This is a genomic window from Psychrobacillus sp. Z16_25 (assembly GCF_056856695.1).
On sequence record NZ_JBXEOV010000015.1, the window covers coordinates 26622 to 46392 of the forward strand.

A 19771-nucleotide genomic window follows, 5' to 3' on the forward strand; every position below is an offset into this window, starting at 1 on the left:
ACTTAAAGCGTTCGAAGAAATGATTCAATCTCTTCTCGAGTTTTGCGATTCTTGCTAACGAAACGACCTATTTCTTTACCATTTTCAAATGCAACAAAGCTTGGTATTCCAAGGATGTCCAGCTGGCTACATAGGTCTAAAAATTTGTCTCGATCTACCGAGATGAAAGTGAAATCCGAAAACTCTTTTTCTACCTCGTCCATAAAAGGATCGATAAAGTGGCAGTCAGGACACCAATCGGCTGTAAATTTAAATACAGTCTTCTTTCCTTGTGTCAATTTCTCAAATTGCTCCAAGTTTGCTAGGTTCTCCATTCTCTATTCCTCCTTTTGTGTTTGGATAGATCGGATTATCGTCATCATTTCGTTCAAATTACTTGCAATATTCTTTTCAGAAGAAATAGTCGTTAGCTTCATTCCACCGATACTTGTAACCAGTTCGAAGCTTTCTTCACCATTCTGAATGATTGCAGCAAAACCAAAACGGTTCTCTGCCTCAAACACTTCTTCCTTTATGATATTCACATTACTATTTGCCATCATCAGTTCGTAATATAATTTACTTTTTGGTGTTTCATTTGGATTAATAAATAATATAAAAGAATCTTTGCCTTTTGATAAGAGTATATTCGATTCGTTCGATTCATCTTCTACAGAATATCCACTAGGTAAAAATAATTTTATATTGCCAACTTCATTGTTTGGTGTCTCTGGCTCACCTTGAAATGTTTCTTTTGCACTTTCTAATCCATCGACAGCTCTTTCTTCCAAAGAAGCACATCCAACTAATAAAATGACAGCTAGTGACGCGAGAATTAGTCGCATCCATTTTCCAGTCATTTTGGTTCCTCCCATTCAAGCATGACTGCTATATATTTTAACGATGATTATGTTTCCTTGCAACTAGAAGTACTTTTCTTCTTACTTCTGTTTTTGCGAGAGTAAATATTGTCCAATTAGGAGCTTCATAATATGCTCGAACATTTCACTTCTATTGACAAGACCATCCGTAAATACACCAACAGCCCCTTCTTCATGACGTATACCTTTCTTATTCGTAAAGACGTCCATGACCGGACCAAGTTCCTTCCCTTCTCTTATTTGAGTAGCAACCTCTTCTGGTAAAGGAATACCAGCACCAGTCGCTGTATAGATTTGTCCTTCAGCTGTTGCTAATGCCCCCCAATTGCAGACATACATTTGCTCTTCCAATTGGGTTACCCCACCTTCTAATCCAATTGCTATATCCCCATCAAATTTCGTTAGAAGCTGTCTGGCTCTATTGATAGCTCCTCGTCTGGTTTCCTCATTACTCACAGGCTGATCCGCAACAAGAGATGAAACGGATTGATTCTCAAAAATAGCCTCCGGAAAATAAAGACTTGCGACGTTTTTTACAGCTAATGTTTTTGCTTTATTTTTTGTTCCAATTAATATTTTCATTAAATATCTCCTATGAACGAATGATGATGTGAAAAAAGATGCCTCGAGGGCATCTTTTTATACATTCGCTTTAATTGTCTCTACGGTTGTCTTATCGCATGCCTTTACAAGCTTCACTAGGAGCTCTTTCGCAGCTGCGTAATCATCCGTATGTATGATAGATGCAGATGTATGAATATATCTTGAACAGATACCTATTACAGCACTCGGAATACCTTCATTCGCAGTATGCACTCTTCCTGCATCTGTTCCGCCTTGAGAGATAAAGTATTGATATGGGATATTATGTGTTTCTGCCATATCCAATACAAATTCTCTCATACCACGATGAGTAATCATGGAACGGTCAAAGATACGTAACAACGTGCCCTTGCCAAGCTGACCAAATTCATTCTTATTGCCCGAGGCATCATTTGCAGGGCTAGCATCTAGCGCAAAAAAGATATCTGGCTTAATCATGTTAGCAGATGCTTGGGCACCTCTTAGTCCAACCTCTTCCATTACGTTAGCACCAGAATAGAGCATGTTAGGTAACTTTTCGCCTTGAAGCTCCTTTAATAGCTCAATACTAAGTCCACAGCCATAACGGTTGTCCCAAGCCTTCGCCATTATTTTCTTTTCGTTAGCCATCGGAGTAAATGGACAAACAGGTACTATTTGGTCTCCCGGACGTATACCCATTCTTGCTACGTCCTCTTTATCGTCTGCACCAACATCAATTAACATATTTTTTATATCCATCGGTTTATTGCGAACCTCATCACTTAGGAGGTGAGGAGGTATAGAGCCTATTACTCCAGGAATCGTAGAATTCTTTGTCACGATTTCTACGCGTTGGGCAAGCAATACTTGATTCCACCAACCACCTAGTGGCTGAAAGCGTAGCATACCATTATCCGTAATCCCTGAAACCATAAAGCCTACTTCATCCATATGCCCAGCAACTAGCACTCTTGGTCCGTTTTCATCGCCCTTTTTAACGCCAAAAATACCTCCAAGATTATCTTGGACAATCTCATCAGAATACTTTGCTAGCTCTTCACGCATAAAAGAACGTACTGCATGCTCGTTACCAGGTGCTCCAGGTAACTCGGTTAATGTCTTAAATAAGGAAAGTGTTTCTCCATTCATAGTGCAAGTATCCTCCTAAAGCTTTAGTATTTTCTATTTATTTCAAAAAGATTCATCTTCTATTGTAATAAAAGTTCTACCCGTTTACTATACTAAAACTTCGATAATCGAAAAATTTATAAGTTTTCCAGTGTTGTGATACACTTAAATAAATGATGAAGAGGAGGAATATGGATGAAACTTAGAGATTATATGATGGGTCTAGGCACAGGTATTGTCATTGGAGTGGTTGCTAGTCAAGCTGCTTCCAGAATAAATAAAAACAAACCTGCAGATTTAGTTCTTAATAATATTAAAGATTCCTTTAAAGAAGAAGGACCAATTGACGGTTCTTGGATTTTCATGTCTCCCGAACCATATCAAAAAGATGTAATTAAATTAGATGTATATAAAGGCGGAGTTTCCCGCATTAAAAACGGCGAGCTCGAACAATTCGAATTTGCAGCTGACGCAAAAACCGGCACCGTTGTTGATCTAGTAAAAATCTAAAAATCAAAACACTAACGAGTCTAATAGACTTCTGCTATCCTGCTTTTGAACTTTTTATATAATAACTACTCCCCTTGGACTCAGCCAAATCAAATTGCCAAAAGCCCAATGGTTTGAGTAACTAAAAGAGCCATCTTATCGACAACATGAAACTCGATAAGACGGCTCTTTGCATAGGAGGGTTTCTTTACTTTTTCTATGGACAGAAAAGATGGTGGGGGTGTGTAGTAATGTATATATCATCGTTAAGTATGGCTTATTCTATATGTACTGATTAGATTGTAAGAATGGAACTTTACGCCTCCAATCTCTATAGAGTAAAAAGATTAGAGAAGATACTAGATTTTTTACTTATTCTCCATACACTCTATCTCTAACAGGAAGCGGCTGGCGGCGACTCCGGTGGGATGAGTGAGAAAGATGAGACATCGCAACGGCACGCGCAAGCGTTCGGCGATGGCATGTTTGAAGGAGGGGAAACTAAGAACGTCACATCGTGTGACAACGTTTCCCTGACCAACATCCTGTTGGCCTCCGGAAAGCGTCCGCCGAGAGCGACCTCTCTTCTTCATCTTCTTCTCTCCCAGAAAGCCGCAGGCACTAAAAAAAACGATAACCCAATTCGGATTATCGCTTGAAAAAAACTATTTTGTTCGCTCAACCTTCTCCACAATCTCTTTCCCATCGGCACTCCACTTAACCAACCGATAAAAAGCATCATGATAAAAACTAAAATAATACCCATTCTGCAAGCCTTCATTTATCCACTTTTCCTTCGCAAACACAGAAGTCATCGGATAATCATCAAAAGCTAGCACCCATAGTGGATTTTGATGAGCATGCGTCGGCATCAAATCCGCCATATGAACAATCGTCTCACCATTTTGCTTAAACACCAAAATACTATGTCCATCACTATGACCGCCAGTATGGATCATCTCTATCCCATCTACTACCTCCATGGAATCCGAGAACGTGACAACCTGGTGCTGAATAGGCTCCCAATTCTCCTTCCAATAGGTATTTTTCGATCGAATATTTGGATTTCTCATCTCATTCCACTCAATCTCGGATACATATATTTTCGCATTCGGAAAGGCAGGAACCAGATCCCCATCTACCCATTTTGTTAATCCGCAAGCATGGTCGAAATGTAAATGAGTCATTAGAATAATATCAATATCCTCTGGCAAATACCCAAGCTCTACTAAATTATCATCTACTACCGATTGATCACTAACCCCATAATTACGAAGCTGCTTTTCGTTAAATTTGCCAAAGCCAAGTCCCGTTTCCACCAATATACGATGTCCCTTGTATTGAATAAAAATAGGGTCTGAAGCTAATTCAATTTGATTTTTTTCATTTACAGGGTATTTCTTTTCCCATAATGGCTTAGGAACTACTCCAAACATGGCACCCCCGTCCAAATGAGTAGTCCCTCCCTTCAGCCATGTAAATGTCATTTCATGAAAAGTGAACATATCCATTCATGCCAACCCCTTTTTTTAAACGTATTGAGCTTCCAGTCGGTAAATCGGTTGCCCTTTTGCGGAAAACTTTTCTTCGTATTCCGTCATAATATTATCTTCAGGCATTTCAGCATGCAAGTCCAATGATACATACTTTAGTTTCATGCCATAAGAAGACATACTAACTAACGAATACTCAAATAATCCACGATTATCTGTTTTAAAATGAATCTCCGCATGGTCTATTAAAATTGACTCATACAGCTTTAAAAATCCTTCATGTGTTAATCTTCTCTTTGCATGTCTCGTCTTTGGCCATGGATCCGAAAAGTTTAAATAAACACGGTGAACATCATTTTTAGCGAAATACTTGTCCAAATGTGCACCATTTACTTTTAATAAACGTAAATTTGGCAGTGGCTGAGCGTCTAATGCATTTTCTAGTGCAGACACGATGACGCTATCATAAAGCTCAATTCCAATATAATTAATTTCCGGGTTCTGCTTTGCCATACCCGTAATGAATTGTCCTTTTCCAGTTCCTACTTCTATATGGAGAGGATTATCATTTCCAAATATAGCTTGCCAATTTCCTTTATAGTCCTCTGGGTTCGGAATAATAATTTCTGGATGTGCATTGATAAATTCCTCAGCCCATGGTTTATGTCTTAACCTCATGATTTTAACTCCTTTTTCTTTGTTGTTGCATTTCTCCACGCATGGGGGAGAACAAATACCTGGACTTCTTCAAACGGAGAAACCCCACAAGCAAATTCACCATCTGTATGTACCAGGGTGCTATCTTTAAATGTCAACTGACACATATTTGTCTGGAACTGTTTGACTTCTTTAAATTTTGTATGCGTCCCTAAAAATACAGTACCAAAAACAAGCAGCAGCTTCCATTTCGACAGGTTGTGTACGACGGTAATCTCGAACAGTTGATCGTTGGGTAAAGATTTCGGTGATATTTTCATACCGCCTCCGTAATACGGTTGGTTACTTATTGTGACAAACCAAACATTATCAAACTTTACCCTATCTTCTCCTATTCGTAAAGTGGTGGAAAATGTTCGGAATAAAAATAATTCCTTTATCAGCAATAGAATATACGCAAGCTTTCCCAAACCTACAGTATTTAACCTGCTCTTCCAAAACGAATTATTAACAGAGACAGACACTTTTGCATCAAATCCAAAGCCAGCACTATTAACAAAGCTAAATTGTTGGCCGTTCAATGAAAATATCCCTGCATCGTAAGTATCGACAGCATCTATATTCTCAACATATTGGTTAAGCTGTTCAGTTGTAGTAAATACAGAAAAAGCTCGACCAAAGTCATTTCCGCTTCCTGTGGAAACGACTCCGATTCGAACTTGTTCACTTCCAATGATTCCTGAAATTACTTCATGTACAGTTCCATCGCCACCTAGGATGATGATCAATTGTGGTTCCATACGTTCAGCAATCTTTTGAGAAACCTCCTGAGCGTGTCCCCTATATTTTGTTACAAGGACTGTGTAAGGGAAAACAATCTTAGGCTGCCAATCACTCCATAATTTCTTTGCTTTCCCGTTTCCTGCATGCTCATTTATAATAACTGTCACGTTAATCATTTGACCCCTCACTATCCAACTCCCCTCCCGCTCTAGAATAAGAAGTTGTTTGGACAAGATTTAAAAGGGACTGCGCAGCCTTGAATTGCATATGCTTCATAGGGGAAGGATTGGATTGAAGAGCCTTAAACCAAGCTTGAAATTTCCTTGTATCAATAAATTGCGTATTGTACACAGCTCCCGGGTAATCAATATAGCCATTTCTACTTAGCACAACTCTTCTAATAGGCAAATCGATTGCTTCCTTTTGAAAAACCTGTTGGATAATCGACTCCATTCTATTTAGGTTTATAAGCGGGCTAAGTACCTTTTTTTCTTCCTTTCCGCTCTTTCGAAGCCAAAAGCGGTCACTGCTTCCAATGAATGCATCTAAATCATGCCCCTCCAGAACTACTATACAAATAATTTCAGTAGGAAGGATTAATAGAATCTCTAACTCTATTGGTGCTTTTTTAAGCTTCAATATTGGATAGTACAATAAAAAATAATTATCAGGTAAATGTAATGTCAGCGTTCTTAATAAGCTGTCCCTCATAAATTTCGGATCTACGTAGGATTTATCTAACAATGTAGAGCTTGCCCATTTAATTTGAAAATGAAAGAGCTGATCTAAATACATTCTTTTTAGCTCCTCCAACGTTTGAGGCTGGTACACGATATTGGGCTGAAAATGGAAGGTGGTATCTTCTTCAGGAATGAGTTCTTCGATTTCCTCTGCCGCAACTTCCTCCTCATAAAGGGGGTCTTTCTTTCGACGAAAGAGCTTGGAGAAAAAAGAGCTTTTCTCCAAGTCGTCCTCCACCACTTCTTCCTCTACCCATTGAGCGTTTAAAGAGCCATCTTCCCATTCACTTTTCGTACGCTCCCATTGTTGCTTTTTTAATCGAACAAATTGAGTGGGATATCTTTTCAAATCTATTTGATATCTTGAAATATAATCTTGAAGCTTAACAAGCTGAGCCACTTCATTCCCTCCTACTAGTGAATAAATGTACATCCTCATAACGAGGGGTTTTGGTTGGATTTATTTGAAAAATGGAGAAGCTCTCTACCTGAAAAGACATTTCCTCTATATCAAAATTCTCTATATCTAAGCTAGCCCTAGAAGCCCACTTTTTAGCAATGGTGATATGCGGACGATAGGCTCTTGTATCAGTAATACCCAGTACGGAGGAAACTACTTTTGCTACTTCCATTTGTAACGTATGAAGTTCTTCCTTATGTTGAACACCAACAAATACAACACGAGGAGTCCTTTCATTGCCAAAGAAGGCTAGTCCATCAGTCATTAAAGAAAAAGGAGTCCAGTCAATCTGCTCGAGTGACTGGATCAGCTCCTCTAAGTCATCAGGGGCAACAGCTCCTAAAAAGCTAAGTGTTATATGCAAATCCTCTTTTAATGGAAGGCTTTTATGCGTTTTTCGAAGCGTCGTCTCTTGCCTTGCTTGGACAATCTTCTCTGCAATCCATTGAGGAATTTTCACTCCTATAAAATAGTGGTTACTCATGCATGTATAGATGTAGGAATTCTTTTCTCAAAAGCTTTTTGAAGCTTTTGAGTGATCTCTCCTGGCTCTCCATTTCCAATAGTTGTATCTTCAATCTTTATTATCGGCATTACCTCTGCACTTGTTGAGGACATAAAAAACTCATCCATTTGAAGTGCCTGTTCCTTGGTAAAAGCCTCTTCAACTACTGGCACTCCTATTTCTTTGCAGCAATCTAATATTACTTGGCGAGTGATACCGTTAAGAATTAAGTTTGTTGCTGGGTGTGTATAGATCACACCATCCTTAATTCCGTACATATTTGAGGAGGAGCCCTCTGTTACAATCTCCCCACGATGAAGAATTGCTTCAAAGCAGCCTTTGCCTACTGCTTCTTGTTTAGCCATAACGTTCCCCAACAGATTTAAGGATTTGATATCACAGCGAAGCCATCTAATATCTTCCACAAAGCAAGCCTTCACTCCTTGAGCTAAATCTTCAAGTGGTCGCTTTGTTTCCTTTGTATAAGCAGTTAATACAGAGTCTACAGCAGGATTTGGGAAATGATGCTGTCTAAAGCAAGTACCTCGAGTAAACTGTAAGTATACATGACCATTCTCTAATTTATTTTCCTCCATCAACTCATAAATCATTTGATGCAGCTTATCCTTTGTATAAGGAATCACTAATTGGATTTTATCTGCACTCTCGTATAATCGATCAATATGCTCTTTTGCTGTAAATAAATTTCCATCATATACCTTAATTACTTCATATACGCCATCGCCAAATTGATAGCCTCTGTCTTCAAAGCCAATGACTACCTTATCCTCTTCTATCAGCTGGTTATTCCAAAGAATTTTTGTCATCTCACTCTTCCTTTCCTTTTTTGCCTGCTAGTTCGACTATAGCATCCGCATAGATGGCAGTAGCCTTTAACAGATCTTCAATATCTACATACTCATCCGCTTGGTGAGCAACATCTTCTCTGCCAGGGAAGACCATTCCAAATGCAACCCCTTTTTCCATAGTTCTTGCATAAGTGCCTCCCCCAATGGATAGCAGGTTTGCTTTTTCTCCAGTTTGACGCTCATAAACCTTCTGTAAGGATTGAATGAGGATATCGTTTTGATCCACAAAATGCGGCTTTGAATTAGAGCCGAGGTCTAATGTGATACCTGTATCCTTCAACTTTTCTCTGCATGCAGCAAGCTTTTCATCTAATGGATAGGTCACAGAGTACCTCATGCTAACCTGTGTGCAGGAGCCTTGTGCAGGTGCATAATGGATGACGCCTGGATTTAATGTAGTATCGCCAGAAACCTCGTCAGTGAAATGTAAGTCTAATGCATGACCTCTGCTGTCTTCTCCAAATGCATTTACTAAAAAGTCTACAAATGCCTTCGAGTGTGGAGTAAGAGGAATCTGCTGTAAGAACTTTGCAAGTACAACAGCTGCATTTACGCCTTGGTCTGGTTCCATTGCATGTGCAGATTTGCCATGTACCAAAACCTTTACTCCAGGACCTTCCTGTGTTACTTCTCCTGTTATTCCATTCTCAGCAGAAAATTCCTGAAATTTTTGTTTAATAGAAGGAAGTCCGCCAAATACAAACGCAAATGCCTCATCTGGCACCATGTTCGTTCTTTTTCCTGCTTGGAAAAATTGAATGGTTTCTACATCAGAGGAGCCTGTTTGAGAAAAGATTAAATTTGCAATTCCTTTTTCCGCATTGATAATCGGGAAATCAGCATCAGGTGCAAAGCCCATATCTGGCATTTCTTCTTTTTCAAAATAACGCTTCATACAACGGAAACCACTTTCCTCATCTGCTCCGATGATTAATCTCACTCTTTTAGAAAGCTCTATACCAGATTCCTTGACAAGCTTCATCGCATTCCACGCAGCAATTGTTGGTCCTTTATCATCGATTGCTCCTCGACCATACACTCTGTCATTTGCGACTACCCCCTCGTATGGTGGATAAGTCCATCCTTTTCCTTCAGGTACCACATCTACGTGACATAGTATCCCTAAGATTTCCTCCCCTCCACCCATTTCAATATGACCTGCCATATTATCTACATTTTTTGTTAAAAAGCCTTCTTTCTCTCCCTCTTGTAGCATATGATTTAATGCTTCGAGTGGTTTAGCTCCAAACGGCGCTTCCTCTGTTGCATTCTTTTCATCTAGTACAGATGGAATCCTTATTAGATTCTGTAACTCACTAATTATCTCTTCTTTTTTCGTTTCTACTTTTTCTAACCAATTCATGTAGCTACCTCCAACTTATATTTATGACTATTCTACACCAGTTTGAATTTATTCACATTATATCTTCTAAAAATTAAAGACGGGGAAAATAAGGATTTAGTCCTTTATATCTTTTCAAACCCTTTTTAACCACCACAAGAAAAGAAATATTTACGAATTCTTCACAAAAAGATTAGTTTTTTTATAGAATTTTCTGTTTCTATCTATTATAATATAATTGTCAGATAATATTTTTTCTGATACCTATATAGTAAAGGGGACCTTAAGTGCAATCAATTTATTGCTATTACCCCATGTCGTCCGCTAGTCTTGCCATGAGATATGAAGATGAAGGAGTGGGTACTTTTGAAACCAACTACTGATCGGATGCTCAATCGAATCAAAGACATGTATATGTTCATCCGAGACAACGGAACTGTTACAACACAAGATCTGGTCGATGAATTTGGCATCACTCCTCGCACAATTCAACGAGACTTGAATGTGCTAGCTTTTAATGACTTAGTCATTAGCCCGACAAGAGGTAAATGGACCACGACGAACAAAAGAGTGAGAATGACATCTTAGAAATTCCATATGAAAAAGAAGGACCTTGCTGTTAAGCTTGGTCCTTCTTTTGTTCAAGTATATGTAATTCTTCATCTGTAAGCTCTCTATATTCGCCTTCCTGCAATGCTTCATCGAGCACTAAATCCCCCATAGAAAGCCTTTTTAAATAAATAACCTTTTTACCAACAGCCTCAAACATCCTCTTCACTTGATGGAACTTCCCTTCTGTAATGGTCAACTCAATTTCTGAAATATTTCCACGTGAAAGGATCTTTAAATATCCTGGCTTTGTATGATACCCATCGTCCAACGTTACGCCTTCTTCAAAAGCTTGTATATCCTCTTCCGTTACCCTACCTTGTACTTTCGCGTAATAAACCTTCGGAACGTCCTTCTTAGGGGAAAGCAGGCGATGAGTCAAATCTCCATCATTTGTAAGCAACAGTAAACCAACCGTATCCTTATCCAGCCTTCCAACTGGATAAGGAGCAAAATGGCGGTCTTCCTCCTCTAATAAATCAATCACAGTCCGATCTCTTGTATCCTCTGTAGCAGAGACTACGCCTGAAGGCTTGTTCATCATCAAGTAAATGTATTGCTTGTATTCGACCTTTTCTCCGTACACCATAACGCTATCCTCTAGCTCATTTACTTGCATAGCACTATCCTTTACTGTTACACCATTCACTTGAATCGCCTTTGATTTAATCAATGACTTCACTTCTTTTCTAGTGCCGAATCCCATATGGGCAAGAAATTTATCTAATCGCATACCGTTCTCCTAAAAACCAAATTTTTTCGTAAATCTTGTTAATCTTTCTCCAAACAACTTTTGTGCCAATCCTAAGCGAAGCGTCACATATCCATAGAATACCGCTCCTACTCCAGCACAAACAAAGATTACAAGAAGAGCATCTATTTTTCCATCGATTGTAAACCAGTTCACCAATCCCAGCTTTACTATATATACAATAGCCAGCATAAGAACGTTTATTATCCCAATAAGTAATACTCTTCTTAGTACCATCGTTGATTTATATTGTAAAATCTTACGGATTGCGAACAAGTTCAAGGCAATTGCAACCATATAACCAGTAGCCGTAGCTAAAATAGCACCGTTTGTTTCGAAAAGCTTGATAAGCGGCGTATTGAGAATTAGCTTCGTGAATATCCCAATAAGCAGGTTTAAAATAATAATTTTTTGTCGGTCTATACCTTGCAATATGGAAGTAGTAACAGGATATAATGCAAAAAGAATAGCAACTGGAGCATAATGTGCTAGTATATCCGTTCCCGCAGCACTTTGCTCATAAAAGACATGGTAAAACTCATTTGCAAGGACAGATATCCCCAACGCAGCAGGAAGGGTCAAAAATAATAAAATCTGGAAAGATTGGTCTAGCGATTTTCGAACCTCTCCAAAGTCCTTTTTCGCATAATATGTAGTAATCAAGGGAATCAGCGTCATGCTAAAGCCAGTGGCAAGCATTACTGGAATCATGACTAATTTATGCGTACCAAAATTCAACATACCGAGTAGCGTATTGGAAACATCTCCAGTGACACCAATTATATTCATCGCTCGGTTGAACGTAATCATGTCAATAAACTGGAATAATGGATTAATAACCCCAACTAAAGCAAAGGGCACCGTGTAAATAAGAATTTCCTTGTAAATATTCTTCAATGATATATCAGAGCTAACTTTCCCTGTCTCATTCATTAAATCATCAAACTCTGGCTTTAACTTCTTCCAATACCAGCCTAGAACCAATAAGCTTGCAATCGCACCCAGAAAAGCAGCAAATACTGCGAAAGAAACTGCCGTCTTTTCAGAAGCATTCCACACGTAAACAACGAAGAATCCTCCAGCAAGTACGAATAAGATACGCACCACCTGCTCCCAAAGCTGAGAAACAGCGGTCGGTGTCATATGCTGATACCCTTGGAAAAATCCTCTGACCAAGCTCATGACAGGCACTACGATTACAGCAAAGCTGACAAACTTAATGACACTTGCAACGTCCTGAACTGAAAAGTCCGCTTCATCGTCCTTGATAACTAAATGAGCAATTGGCTCAGCTAAGAAAAATAAAGCTAAAAACCCTAAAAATCCTGTAATCGACATCAGAACCATGCTCGATTTTACAAGCTTTCGTCCCGTAGCATAATCGCCTAATGCATTATATTTGGAAACAAATTTCGATACTGCTACCGGAACTCCAGAAACGGCAATTGCCAGCATAATGGAGTATGGTGTATATGCATATTGATAAAGAGCCATATATTCTTCCCCGATGATTTGATAGAAAGGAATAACATATAAAACCCCTAGAATTCTTGATAATAAGAGACCAATGGTTAAAATCATCGTCCCTTTGAGCAAATTTGAAGCCATCTAACCCGTCCAATCCTATAAAATGTCTATCTAACAGTTTACAACTGTCTATCCAAAACTACAATCATGTATAATAAAGAAAAAATGAAAGTGTGAATAATTACTATGTATGACGTTATTATTATTGGCGGGGGTCCCTCGGGACTAATGGCCGCAGCTGCTGCTGGAGCAGAACAGAAAAAGGTTTTATTACTTGAAAAAGGAAACAAGCTTGGAAAAAAGCTTGCAATCTCTGGTGGAGGTCGCTGTAATGTGACCAACAGATTACCACAAGAGGAAATCGTAAAAAATATCCCTGGGAATGGACGATTCTTATTTAGTCCCTTCTCTGTCTTTAATAATGAAGATATTATTGCGTTTTTTGAGAATTTAGGAGTACCTCTTAAGGAAGAGGATCACGGAAGAATGTTCCCTGTATCCAATAAGGCAATGGATGTCGTAAATGCGCTTTTAAACGAGATGAAAAGATTAAACGTAGAAGTAAAGCTTAACTCCCCTGTTTCTAAACTGCTAATGAATGACGAAAAAATATTAGGAGTACGTCTTAGTACAGGAGAAGAAATTACATCAAAAGCAGTCGTTGTTGCGGTTGGCGGAAAAGCTGTTCCACAAACAGGTTCTACTGGAGATGGCTATCCTTGGGCAGAAAAAGCAGGACATACAGTAACAGATCTTTATCCTACTGAAGTTCCCCTCCTTTCCAGTGAGCCTTTTATCAAGTCCAAAGAGCTGCAAGGCCTTGCCCTAAGAGATGTCGCTGTTTCCGTGTTAAATAAAAAAGGAAAAGCAATTATTACCCATCAAATGGACATGCTCTTTACTCACTTCGGATTAAGTGGGCCCGCGATTTTACGCTGCAGTCAATTTGTTGTGAAGGAAATAAAGAAAAATGGAGCACCAGTGAATGTTCGAATTGATAGTCTCCCACATTTAAATGAGGAGGAAACCTTTCAAACACTATTAAAAGCAATGAAGGAAGAGCCTAAAAAGGCAGTGAAAAATGTTTGGAAAGGTATCGTGCCAGAAAGATGGCTTCTCTTTTTATTAGAAAAAGCAAGTATCCCAGAAAACGAAGATAGTCAAAATCTTTCTCATGAAAAGCTTCGAGTATTAGCAAATCTTCTGAAACAATTTAAAGTGCAGGTAAACGGTACACAGCCTCTTGAAAAAGCGTTTGTGACAGGCGGAGGAGTTTCTGTAAAAGAAATTGAGCCTAAGACAATGGCTTCAAAGAAAAAGAAGGGCCTCTACTTCTGTGGCGAAATCCTTGATATACATGGCTATACTGGTGGCTATAACATCACTTCTGCTTTAGTAACTGGAAAAATTGCAGGAATGAGTGCCGCTAAATTGATTGAATGTTGAAACTATTTAAGGTAGAATGTTTGGTAATAACAATGACGAAGAGTAGTAGGCTTTTGCAATGTCTTAGAGAGCTGATGGATGGTGTAAGTCAGTACAGAGCATTTGCTGAATGGACTTCTGAGTTCTCGGGCGGAAAATCAGTATGCCTTAGCGTAGGTCTGCGTTAAAGATAAGCGAACAATCGCAAATGAGTGGATTACAAATGTAATCAATAAAGGTGGCACCACGGCTCCCCGTCCTTTTTGACAGGGGGCCTTTTTGTATTTATTTAGCTGAGACGAGGAGAGATGAGACATGTTAGTAGAGACGAGGAATTTTGTAAGTAGAGAAATACAAGGGGATGCTGATACTCCAGTTTCCCTTTATTTAAAGGTAAAGGGAAAAAAGAAGGTGTTATTTGAATCCCATGCGAAGCATGAGGAAAGTGGCCAGTATTCGTTTATTGCATTAAATCCTATAAGAGAAATCATCGGGACAGAAGACGGCTTCTCACTAGTCGACCAAGATGGTCACACTTCCCATCATCCAGAATCGATCGTAGAAGAATTAAAAAGAGTCATACCAATTCATCCAGAGAAGTATCCCTTCCCCTTTTTCGGAGGAGCAATCGGCTATTTCGGCTATGAATATGCCTTTTATCATGAGGATATTGGAGAACAACTAGCAGATCCACTCCAGATGCCAGATATCCATGTCTTGTTTTATGATACATTCATCATTTTTGACCATCTAACGTTAACGATAACAATTGCCGCAATTGACCTATTTCAAGACGGCAGAGATTTTGAAGAAATGAATGCATCTGTGGAGGAAATTATTCAACAGCTTCAATCAGCCGAATCGTTCTTGGAAAATGAAAGACCATCTCTACATTTTCAACCGCAGATGCAGAAAAGCCAGTTTCTCCACATGGTTGACACTGTAAAGGAACATATTTGCCGTGGAGACATTTTTCAAGGCGTTCTCTCCCAACGATTTAGCTCTCCGTTTACCGGAGACTCCTTTTGCTTATATAGGCAGCTGAGGACCGCGAATCCCTCTCCATATATGTTTTATATGGACTTTGAGGACTACATTATTTTAGGGACTTCTCCAGAAAGCTTAGTAAAGGTAAAGGATAATCGTGTTATCACGAACCCTATCGCCGGAACGAAGCCACGTGGAAAAACACCTGTAGAAGATCAAAGAATAGCCGAGGAGCTTTTAGCGGACGAGAAAGAAGTAGCAGAACATCGAATGCTAGTAGATTTAGGCAGGAACGATATTGGAAAAATCTCTGAAATAGGCTCTGTTCAGGTAGAGAAATATATGAAAATCGAACGCTATAAGCACGTAATGCATATTGTTTCAGAGGTATCAGGCAAGCTAAAACAGGAGAGTCATCCCCTAGATGTATTAACGTCCTGCTTGCCAGCTGGAACCGTGTCAGGAGCTCCCAAAATACGTGCTATGCAGATTATTAACCAGCTCGAAACAATAAAACGTGGAGTCTACGCTGGAGCGGTAGGCTATATCTCTTCATCAGGTGATATGGATATGGCATTGGCTATTCGTACAATGATTGTGAAGGACAACATGGCACATGTCCAGGCCGGCGCCGGTATCGTCTATGACTCTGACCCAGAGAGTGAGTACTATGAAACCCTTCACAAAGCAAAAGCATTATTGGAGGTATTTCAATGATTCTCTTAATTGATAATTATGATTCCTTCACCTACAATCTCTACCAGCAAATCAGCAGTCTTGGAAAAGAGGTAACGGTACTGCGCAATGATGCGGTGACAATAGAAGAAGTTAAAAGTCTTTCGCCAGAGGTCATTGTACTCTCTCCCGGGCCAGGTAATCCATATGAGGCTGGCATATGCATTGAACTAATCGAGAGACTTCATAAAAGCCTTCCGATCATCGGTATCTGCCTTGGACATCAAGCAATAGGAGCAGCCTTTGGAGCAAATATTATTAAATCTAAGTCCATCAAGCATGGAAAACAGTCATCCTTATATGGAGACCATCTCCTCCATTCACTTCAAGTAATGCGCTACCACTCGCTTATTATCGAGGAAGCTTCATTACCGAAAGAATTCAAGATTCTTGCGAAAGCAGTAGATGATGATGAAATAATGGCAATAAAGCATGAAAAGTACCCGATATACGGACTTCAATTTCACCCAGAGTCCATTGGTACAGATAACGGGGATCAACTGGTGAAGAGCTTGCTTGAGGAGATAGCTAGAAGCAAGCAAATGATCTAGTTCTATTGAAGAAGGATTGGAGGGTATTCAGAAAGGTGCTCTCCTTAATATTGGATCCTACATTAAGTGGCTTCTTAGTATCTTGTGATTATCTGCTTTTATCTTGCGATTAAGTGGGGGTATCTTGCGATTTACCAATCCAATTTTGCGATTAACGAAGCGGCTTCTTAGTATCTTGTGGCTCTCTTCTTGTATCTTGCGGTTATGCGGCTTGATCTTGCGATTAAGTGGGAGTATCTTGCGATTTGGCAATCCAATCTTGCGTTCAACGAAGCGGCTTCTTAGTATCTTGTGATTATCTTCCTGTATCTTACGGTTATGCGGCTTGATCTTGCGATTTAGTGGGAGTATCTTGCGATTTAGCAATCCAATCTTGCGTTGACCTATAGAATAAAAAAGACGGTGAGAAAATAAAGTATTTTCTCACCGTCGATTATAAATTTAGATTACGATATTAACCAGTTTCCCTGGTATTGCGATAATTTTCTTCACTTCTTGCCCATCAATCCATTGCTGAACCTGTTCAGATTCCAAAGCCAATTTCTCTAGCTCTTCTTTGGAAGCGTCCTTCGCAACCACTAACTTCGCACGAACTTTCCCTTTAATTTGAACAGGAATCTCTACTTCATTGTCCACTAACTTAGACTCATCATATGTTGGCCATGCCACATAAGAGATAGATTCTTCGTGTCCTAAAATGCTCCAAAGCTCTTCTGCAAGGTGAGGAACGATAGGAGAAATAAGAATCACAAAGCCTTCTACAAACTCCTTAGAGATTTTTTCTGCTTTATATCCTTCATTGATGAATACCATCATTTGAGAAATGGCTGTGTTATAGTGCATTGCCTCATAGTCTTCTGTTACCTTCTTGACTGTTTGGTGATATGCCTTCTCCATATTCTCTGAGGAAGAATCTGTTACCTTCGCGCTTAGTGTTCCATCCTCGTTTACAAATAAACGCCAAATACGATCTAAGAAACGACGTGCTCCGTCTAAGCCGTTAGTAGACCAAGGCTTAGAAGAATCAAGTGGTCCCATGAACATTTCATATAAGCGTAGGGAATCTGCACCGTGGCTCTTCACAATATCATCAGGGTTTACTACATTCCCTTTAGACTTGGACATTTTCTCGTTGTTTTCCCCAAGAATCATTCCTTGGTTAAATAGCTTTTGGAATGGCTCCTTCGTTTTCACAACTCCGATATCATAAAGGAACTTATGCCAGAAACGAGCATATAGCAAGTGAAGTACAGCATGCTCTGCTCCACCAACATATAAATCTACCGGTAACCAGCGTTCTGCTAATTCAGGATCTACCAGCTTTTCGTCATTGTGTGGATCGATATAGCGTAGGTAGTACCAGCAGCTTCCAGCCCACTGTGGCATTGTATTCGTTTCACGACGTCCTTTTTTCCCTGTAACAGGATCTACTACATTTACCCATTCCGTAATGTTTGCAAGTGGAGATTCTCCTGTACCACTAGGTTTAATATCATTTGTAACAGGTAGCATTAATGGTAATTCTGATTCATCGATTGCTGTTGAAGTACCATCCTCCCAATGAATAATTGGAATAGGCTCTCCCCAATAACGTTGACGGCTGAACAACCAGTCACGTAGACGATACGTAACCTTCTTCTCACCCTTACCATTTGCCTCGAACCATTCAATCGCTTTCGCAATAGCTTCTTCCTTATTTAAACCATTTAGGAAATCAGAATTTACAAGCGTTCCATCCTCTGTATAAGCAGCCTCTTCTACGTTTCCGCCAGAAACTACCTCTACAATCGGTAGACCAAATTGCTTCGCAAATTCATAGTCACGCTCATCGTGAGCAGGAACAGCCATAATAGCGCCAGTTCCATAAGAAGCTAACACATAGTCAGCAATCCAGATAGGCATTTTCTCTCCACTCACTGGATTCACTGCATAAGCCCCTGTAAACACACCTGTCTTATGCTTCGCAAGGTCTGTTCTTTCTAAATCGCTCTTCATTTTCACTTGGTCCTTATATGCTTGAACAGCTTCCATTTGCTCTGGCGTTGTAATAACGTCCACTAGTTTATGCTCAGGAGCAAGCACTGCATATGTGGCACCGAAAATTGTGTCTGGACGAGTTGTAAATGCTACAAAGCTTTCATTTGTATCAGCTACTTCAAACGTGATTTCTGCACCCTCTGAACGTCCAATCCAATTTCGTTGCATTTCTTTCAGACTTTCTGGCCAATCAAGGTCATCTAAATCCTCTAATAATCTATCTGCATAAGCAGTAATACGAAGTACCCATTGTCTCATCGGACGACGTTCTACTGGGTGACCACCTCGCTCAGAAACTCCATCGATTACCTCTTCGTTTGCAAGCACTGTTCCTAATGCAGGACACCAGTTTACTGGCACTTCGTCTACATAAGCCAATCCTTTTTTGTAAAGCTGGATGAAAATCCATTGTGTCCATTTGTAATAGGATGGGTCTGTTGTATTTACTTCTCTGTCCCAGTCATAAGAAAATCCTAAGTCCGTCATTTGGCGCTTAAAGGTAGCGATATTTTTCGCTGTAAACTCAGCAGGGTCATTTCCTGTATCAATCGCATACTGTTCTGCCGGAAGACCAAACGCATCCCAGCCCATTGGATGAAGCACATTATAGCCTTGCTTTCTTTTGTATGCACTTAGAATATCAGTCGCGATATATCCAAGTGGATGCCCAACGTGTAAACCAACTCCTGATGGATACGGGAACATATCTAACGCATAAAATTTTGGTTTAGAAGGATCGTCTGTCATTTTATAGGTTTTGTTATCCTTCCAATACTGTTGCCACTTTTTTTCGATTGCTTCATGATTAAAGCTCATAAGTCTTCCTCCTTGAATTAAGCCCACATTTTCGTCGAGCCACTTCGTTATACGTGAAAATAAAAAAACTCGCCCCTTAAAACTAAGGGACGAGAGATATACTCACGCGGTACCACCCAAATTAGTGAATATGCTTCACTCAACTTGTTTCCTTAACGCGGAAAACGGTATAGGCTACTATAAGTTCACCCACACAGACTCCAAGGCGAGTTCAATAATCCGCTCCACTGACTTGCACCATCCGTCAGCTCTCTAAAGAAACGAGTATTATTTACTATTCCTTCTCTCAGTCACATATTATTGTGATTTATTGTAATCGATATTGATGGAAAATACAAGATAGCCCATAAAAGAAAAGTGCAAGATGGAAACTCCGACACCCAAATGGAGTTCAGCAAGTGAGTTCCCCAGCTACCGCTGGCAAACTTTTGACCTTGAGCTGC

General features: G+C 39.6%; 19 protein-coding genes and 2 other annotated features. Of the genes, 5 read left to right on the plus strand and 14 right to left on the minus strand.

Translation table 11 applies throughout. The features are described 5' to 3' along the window. Positions 1-2 precede the first annotated feature (2 nt). The 4 genes from AC1VU3_RS13895 to AC1VU3_RS13910 all read right to left on the minus strand — a co-directional run bounded on the left by AC1VU3_RS13895 (position 3) and on the right by AC1VU3_RS13910 (position 2573). Positions 3-314, minus strand: a complete 312-nt coding sequence (locus AC1VU3_RS13895) for a thioredoxin family protein (protein WP_480390113.1) — start codon at positions 312-314, stop codon at positions 3-5. Positions 315-317: 3 nt separating this feature from the next. Further along, positions 318-839, minus strand: coding sequence for a hypothetical protein (locus AC1VU3_RS13900; RefSeq protein WP_482983803.1), 522 nt, complete (start codon positions 837-839; stop codon positions 318-320). Between the two features lie 81 nt (positions 840-920). Continuing rightward, entirely contained in the window at positions 921-1442 is a 522-nt protein-coding gene (locus tag AC1VU3_RS13905) for a DUF84 family protein (protein WP_482983804.1), read from the minus strand. A gap of 57 nt (positions 1443-1499) precedes the next feature. Continuing rightward, positions 1500-2573, minus strand: coding sequence for a M42 family metallopeptidase (locus AC1VU3_RS13910; protein WP_480390116.1), 1074 nt, complete (start codon positions 2571-2573; stop codon positions 1500-1502). A gap of 174 nt (positions 2574-2747) precedes the next feature. On the opposite strand from AC1VU3_RS13910, the gene AC1VU3_RS13915 reads away from it, so the two are divergent. Next, positions 2748-3062: a hypothetical protein gene (locus AC1VU3_RS13915; protein ID WP_480390117.1), complete on the plus strand. Its 315-nt coding sequence runs from the start codon at positions 2748-2750 to the stop codon at positions 3060-3062. A gap of 644 nt (positions 3063-3706) precedes the next feature. On the opposite strand, the gene AC1VU3_RS13920 is transcribed toward AC1VU3_RS13915, so the two are convergent. Genes AC1VU3_RS13920 through pepV form a run of 7 tightly spaced genes read right to left on the minus strand, consistent with a single transcriptional unit; the run spans position 3707 to position 9911 of the window. Continuing rightward, positions 3707-4552, minus strand: a complete 846-nt coding sequence (locus tag AC1VU3_RS13920) for a YtnP family quorum-quenching lactonase (protein WP_482983805.1) — start codon at positions 4550-4552, stop codon at positions 3707-3709. A gap of 18 nt (positions 4553-4570) precedes the next feature. Beyond that, positions 4571-5212 carry a tRNA (guanosine(46)-N7)-methyltransferase TrmB gene (gene trmB / locus AC1VU3_RS13925; protein WP_480390119.1) on the minus strand — a complete coding sequence of 214 codons (642 nt, stop codon included), beginning with the start codon at positions 5210-5212 and terminating at the stop codon, positions 4571-4573. Then, the gene (locus AC1VU3_RS13930; protein ID WP_480390120.1) at positions 5209-6150 is read right to left on the minus strand and encodes a diacylglycerol/lipid kinase family protein; all 942 of its coding nucleotides are present in this window, start codon (positions 6148-6150) and stop codon (positions 5209-5211) included. Before AC1VU3_RS13930 ends, trmB begins: the two co-directional genes overlap by 4 nt. Then, positions 6143-7114, minus strand: a complete 972-nt coding sequence (locus AC1VU3_RS13935) for a nuclease-related domain-containing protein (protein ID WP_480390121.1) — start codon at positions 7112-7114, stop codon at positions 6143-6145. Before AC1VU3_RS13935 ends, AC1VU3_RS13930 begins: the two co-directional genes overlap by 8 nt. Position 7115: 1 nt before the next feature. Continuing rightward, positions 7116-7658, minus strand: coding sequence for an RNA 2',3'-cyclic phosphodiesterase (thpR, locus tag AC1VU3_RS13940; RefSeq protein ID WP_482983806.1), 543 nt, complete (start codon positions 7656-7658; stop codon positions 7116-7118). Beyond that, on the minus strand, positions 7655-8506 hold the full coding sequence (gene dat / locus AC1VU3_RS13945; RefSeq protein ID WP_482983807.1) for a D-amino-acid transaminase: 852 nt from the start codon (positions 8504-8506) through the stop codon (positions 7655-7657). Before dat ends, thpR begins: the two co-directional genes overlap by 4 nt. Position 8507: 1 nt before the next feature. Further along, the gene (pepV, locus tag AC1VU3_RS13950) at positions 8508-9911 is read right to left on the minus strand and encodes a dipeptidase PepV (protein WP_482983808.1); all 1404 of its coding nucleotides are present in this window, start codon (positions 9909-9911) and stop codon (positions 8508-8510) included. A 345-nt stretch (positions 9912-10256) separates the two neighbouring features. Between pepV and AC1VU3_RS13955 the strand changes: the two genes are divergently transcribed. Further along, a complete protein-coding gene (locus AC1VU3_RS13955) occupies positions 10257-10478 on the plus strand; it encodes a DeoR family transcriptional regulator (RefSeq protein WP_480390125.1) in 222 nt (73 codons plus the stop codon). Between the two features lie 31 nt (positions 10479-10509). On the opposite strand, the gene AC1VU3_RS13960 is transcribed toward AC1VU3_RS13955, so the two are convergent. Together AC1VU3_RS13960 and AC1VU3_RS13965 are read right to left on the minus strand one after the other, a co-directional pair. Next, positions 10510-11232, minus strand: a complete 723-nt coding sequence (locus AC1VU3_RS13960) for a pseudouridine synthase (RefSeq protein ID WP_482983809.1) — start codon at positions 11230-11232, stop codon at positions 10510-10512. 9 nt (positions 11233-11241) lie between these two features. After that, positions 11242-12858: a putative polysaccharide biosynthesis protein gene (locus AC1VU3_RS13965; RefSeq protein WP_482983810.1), complete on the minus strand. Its 1617-nt coding sequence runs from the start codon at positions 12856-12858 to the stop codon at positions 11242-11244. 105 nt (positions 12859-12963) lie between these two features. Here AC1VU3_RS13965 and AC1VU3_RS13970 point away from each other — a divergent pair, with 105 nt between their 5' ends. The 3 genes from AC1VU3_RS13970 (at position 12964) to AC1VU3_RS13980 (ending at position 16475) form a co-directional block, all read left to right on the plus strand. Next, a complete protein-coding gene (locus AC1VU3_RS13970) occupies positions 12964-14223 on the plus strand; it encodes a BaiN/RdsA family NAD(P)/FAD-dependent oxidoreductase (protein ID WP_482983811.1) in 1260 nt (419 codons plus the stop codon). A 23-nt stretch (positions 14224-14246) separates the two neighbouring features. After that, positions 14247-14467, plus strand: a binding site (T-box leader). 50 nt (positions 14468-14517) lie between these two features. After that, on the plus strand, positions 14518-15906 hold the full coding sequence (trpE, locus tag AC1VU3_RS13975) for an anthranilate synthase component I (RefSeq protein ID WP_482983812.1): 1389 nt from the start codon (positions 14518-14520) through the stop codon (positions 15904-15906). Further along, entirely contained in the window at positions 15903-16475 is a 573-nt protein-coding gene (locus AC1VU3_RS13980) for an anthranilate synthase component II (RefSeq protein WP_482983813.1), read from the plus strand. The genes trpE and AC1VU3_RS13980 overlap by 4 nt, the downstream gene beginning before the upstream one ends. Before the next feature lie 441 nt (positions 16476-16916). Here AC1VU3_RS13980 and leuS read toward each other — a convergent pair whose 3' ends face one another. Continuing rightward, positions 16917-19328, minus strand: a complete 2412-nt coding sequence (gene leuS / locus AC1VU3_RS13985; protein WP_482983814.1) for a leucine--tRNA ligase — start codon at positions 19326-19328, stop codon at positions 16917-16919. Between the two features lie 82 nt (positions 19329-19410). After that, positions 19411-19625, minus strand: a binding site (T-box leader). Positions 19626-19771: the final 146 nt, after the last annotated feature.